This window comes from Salegentibacter sp., assembly GCF_041642575.1.
GTDB lineage: Bacteria > Bacteroidota > Bacteroidia > Flavobacteriales > Flavobacteriaceae > Salegentibacter.
Window position 1 is genome coordinate 1 of record NZ_JBEPWD010000088.1, and the last position, 3,953, is coordinate 3,953.

General features: G+C 40.0%; 5 protein-coding genes. 2 read left to right on the plus strand and 3 right to left on the minus strand.

The window, feature by feature from the left end:
- The coding region (locus ACESK1_RS10895) for a metallophosphoesterase family protein (RefSeq protein ID WP_372920210.1) at nt 1-225 on the minus strand (225 nt) is incomplete at its 3' end.
- Between the two features lie 110 nt (nt 226-335).
- Here ACESK1_RS10895 and truA point away from each other — a divergent pair.
- Together truA and ACESK1_RS10905 are read left to right on the plus strand one after the other, a co-directional pair.
- Nucleotides 336-1,079 carry a tRNA pseudouridine(38-40) synthase TruA gene (gene truA, locus ACESK1_RS10900; protein WP_372920211.1) on the plus strand — a complete coding sequence of 248 codons (744 nt, stop codon included), beginning with the start codon at nt 336-338 and terminating at the stop codon, nt 1,077-1,079.
- On the plus strand, nt 1,080-2,849 hold the full coding sequence (locus ACESK1_RS10905) for an ABC transporter ATP-binding protein (protein ID WP_372920212.1): 1,770 nt from the start codon (nt 1,080-1,082) through the stop codon (nt 2,847-2,849).
- Here the strand turns inward: ACESK1_RS10905 and cdaA are convergent.
- Both cdaA and ACESK1_RS10915 read right to left on the minus strand, forming a co-directional pair.
- Entirely contained in the window at nt 2,846-3,619 is a 774-nt protein-coding gene (gene cdaA / locus ACESK1_RS10910; protein WP_372920213.1) for a diadenylate cyclase CdaA, read from the minus strand. The two genes, ACESK1_RS10905 and cdaA, sit on opposite strands and share 4 nt — an antisense overlap.
- A 40-nt stretch (nt 3,620-3,659) precedes the next feature.
- Nucleotides 3,660-3,953, minus strand: a 294-nt coding sequence (locus tag ACESK1_RS10915) for a dihydropteroate synthase (RefSeq protein WP_372920214.1), incomplete at its 5' end; no start/stop codon positions are given.

Genomic DNA, 3,953 nt, shown 5'->3' on the forward strand with positions numbered 1-3,953 from the left:
TCCTTCACACATGAAACGCTGATGGAGTGGGAATTCCCGTCTTATCTCGGCACCATCAATATTTCCATATACAGCTTTTACAGGTTTCAATTTCTGTAAGGCATCGGTTACGCTTAGATTTCCAATATCTCCTGCATGCCAGATTTCATCGGCCTGGGCTGCATAATGCAGGATTCTTTCATCAATATAAGTATGGGTGTCGCTTAAAAGCAGAATTTTTTTCACAATTATTTCTTCAGGTTTTAACTCAGTGAATCCATGGTTGGAGTTGATTTCAGCTTCTGATTTTTGCTGTATCTTTGCAGTTCGAAAATATAGAAAAATAATCGCATAACTTGAGGTATTTCATAGAACTGGCATATTTTGGAGAGAATTATCATGGTTGGCAAAATCAACCTGACGCAGTTTCAGTTCAGGAAAAGCTTGAAACTGCGCTAGGAAGACTGTTTCAGCAAACAGTTGAAATCACCGGGGCTGGCAGGACCGATGCTGGAGTTCATGCAAAACAGATCTTTGCTCATTTTGATACCCTGGAAAATATAGATACTGAACAGGTTCAGTTTAAACTCAATTCGATGCTGCCTCAGGATATCGCTATAAATAATGTATTTGCGGTGAAACCTCAGGCTCATGCCCGTTTTGATGCTTTAAGCAGAAGCTATGAGTATTTGATTATTAATAAAAAGGACCCTTTTTTAATGGATCGCGCTCATTTCATCAAAAAAAATCTGGACATCGATAAAATGAACGAAGCTGCAGAGATCTTGAAAACTTATACTAACTTTAAGTGTTTTTCAAAGTCCAGAACCGATGTAAAAACCTATAATTGCAAAATTGAACAGGCCCGGTGGGAGAAGGAAGGAGATGTTTTGAAATTCCGCATCACTGCAGACAGATTTCTTCGGAATATGGTTCGCGCAATTGTAGGTAGTCTTATTGAAATTGGCCTTGGGAAAACGACGGTTGAGAATTTACATAAAATAATAAGGAGTGAAGACAGGAGCAGGGCCGGGACCTCGGTTCCGGCGAAAGGTCTTTATCTCACGAAGGTTATTTATCCAAATATTGCAATAGAGTAAATGGCGTCTAAATCTGGAAATGCATTCGATTTTGATCTATTTAAGCGCCTGCTTAAATACACAAACCCATATAAACTAACATTTTATTTTGTAGGGGTTGCTGCCATATTGCTTTCTTTCTTTGCAGTGTTAAGACCCTATTTACTTCGGGTTACCATCGATGATGCCATTATGCCGGCAGAATATGATAACCTGGTGTTATTTGTGTCTCTTATGGCCGGGATACTTGTCCTGGAGGTGATCTTTCAGTTCCTTTTTATTTATTACGCTAACTGGCTGGGACAAGAGGTAGTTCGTGATCTCCGGGTAAACCTGTTCAGGCATATGCTGAGGTTTAAAATGGCTTACTATGATAAATCTGCTGTAGGTCGATTGGTAACCAGGGCAGTGAGCGATATCGAAACCATTGCCAGTATTTTTAGCCAGGGTCTTTTTATGATCATTAGTGATATTCTCAAAATGCTGGTGGTTGTGGCCTTCATGTTTTACCAAAGCTGGCAGTTAACTTTGCTGGTGCTAACGGTTCTTCCAATAATCATGTATGCCACCAGGGTTTTTCAACAGAAGATGAAGGTGGCTTTTGAAGAAGTGCGTACCGAGGTGGCAAACCTGAATACCTTTGTTCAGGAACGCATTACAGGGATGAAGATCGTACAGCTTTTTACCCGTGAAAAAGCCGAATATGAGAACTTTAAAGAAATCAACGATAAACACCGAAATGCATGGGTCAAAACCGTTTGGTATAACTCTATTTTCTTTCCTATTGCTGAAATGGCTACCTCCATTACCATTGGTCTTATTATATGGTTTGGTGGACTGAGGGCCGTTGAAGGAGATGTGATTACCTTGGGTATTATAGTTGCTTTTATTGAACTTTCCCAAATGCTGTTCAGGCCGCTGCGGCAGATCGCCGATAAATTTAATACCCTGCAAATGGGAATGGTTGCAGCTAATCGCGTCTTCGGAATATTAGATACTGAGTCATCGATAAAAGATGATGGTAAAATTGAAATATCTCACCTCAAAGGCGAAATCGAATTTAAAAATGTTCGGTTTAGTTATGTCGAAGATGAGGAAGTGCTGAAAGGAGTTTCTTTTAAAGCTGAACCCGGAGAAACCGTTGCTATTGTAGGAGCCACAGGTGCCGGAAAATCAACGATAATAAATCTGCTGAATAGATTTTACGAGATAAACAGCGGACAGATCCTGGTGGATGGAACCGATATCCGGGACATTAAACTAAAATCCCTTCGCTCGCAAATAGCCGTGGTTCTTCAGAATGTATTTCTTTTTGCCGATACCATCTTGAATAATATTACCCTGAATGATCCTGAAATTACAGAAGAAGACGTAATAATCGCTGCAAAACAAATCGGGATTCATGAATTTATCAATACACTACCCGGGGGGTACCACTACAATGTTAAAGAGAGGGGAATTATGTTGTCTTCAGGACAGCGTCAATTGATCTCTTTCCTTCGCGCATATATGAGTAATCCAAGTATATTGGTTTTAGATGAGGCCACTTCTTCAGTTGATACTTATAGCGAACTCCTTATCCAGGAAGCTACCGATAAGATAACCGAAGGTCGAACATCCATAGTGATCGCACACCGCCTGGCTACCATTAAAAAGGCCGATAAGATCATTGTGATGGATGAGGGTAAAATAGTAGAGATTGGAACGCATACTCAGTTGCTTCAGAAAGAAAGCGGATACTATCGAAATCTTTATGAGGTGCAGTTTATGGCCGAGGAACCGCTGGGCTAACTAAGGTCTTCCTTTAATTTTGCAATAAGTTCTTTAGTGTTCTCGAACATCACGAATTCCCCATCTTTTAAGTAAGATATCTGGCCTGTTTCCTCACTAACCACTAATGCAAGAGCGTCGGTTTTTTCGGTTATACCTACCGCTGCTCTATGTCGTAAACCAAAACGCAATGGGATAGATCTGTCGTTCGAAACAGGCAATATCACTCTTGTTGCGGTGATTTTATTATCCTCGATTACCATGGCGCCATCGTGCAGTGGTGAATTCTTGTAAAAAATCGATTCTATAATGGGTTGGTTGAGTTCAATATTCATATCATCTCCTGAATTCTTTACAAAATCGAGGTTGGTGCTTTTCTGGATGACCATTAAAGCCCCGGTATAAGTTCGCCCCATACTTTCACAGGCATTTACAATGGCTTCAATATTGGTGCTGGTTTCAAGATCATCTTTGATAAAACGCAGATTCTTAAAAAATTTTCCTCTTTGTGTGAAATTCGTAGAGCCTATCATTAAAAGAAATTTCCGGATCTCCTGCTGAAAAACAACTATTAGAGCGAACATCCCCAACCCGATGAATTCACCCAGCACACTGCTTAAAAGCTCCATTTGAAGCAACTGAGTAACCATTCCAAAGAGCAAAACGATCACTATACCAATAAAAATGTTTACCGCGACCGTTCCCTTTATGAGCTTGTAAAGATTATAGAGCAGTAGCGCGACAAGAACGATATCTACAATATCAAGAATGCGCAGATTTAGAATATCCAAATTGAAGGGCTTTTGTGTAAAAATAGAAAATAAACAAGTATTAATCCACCAGGGAGTATAATTTTACGCATTCCGCCGCCTCTTTCACGTCGTGAACCCTTAGAATAGAAGCTCCTTTTTGTAATGCCAGGCTGTTTAAAACCGTAGTGCCATTCAAAGCTTCCTGCGGACTTGTATTCAAACTTTTATAGATCATTGACTTTCGGGAGATGCCCACTAGAAATGGTAGGTCCAGGTTTTGAAAGAGTTCCAGATTTTTAAAAAGCTCAAAATTTTGGGTTTTGGTTTTAGCAAAACCAAAGCCTGGATCGGTTATAAGATCATTGATTCCGTG

Coding starts and splice junctions, on each gene's coding strand:
- ACESK1_RS10905 (WP_372920212.1), top strand. CDS start 1,080: ATGGCGTCTAAATCTGGAAATGCATTCGATTTTGATCTATTTAAGCGC.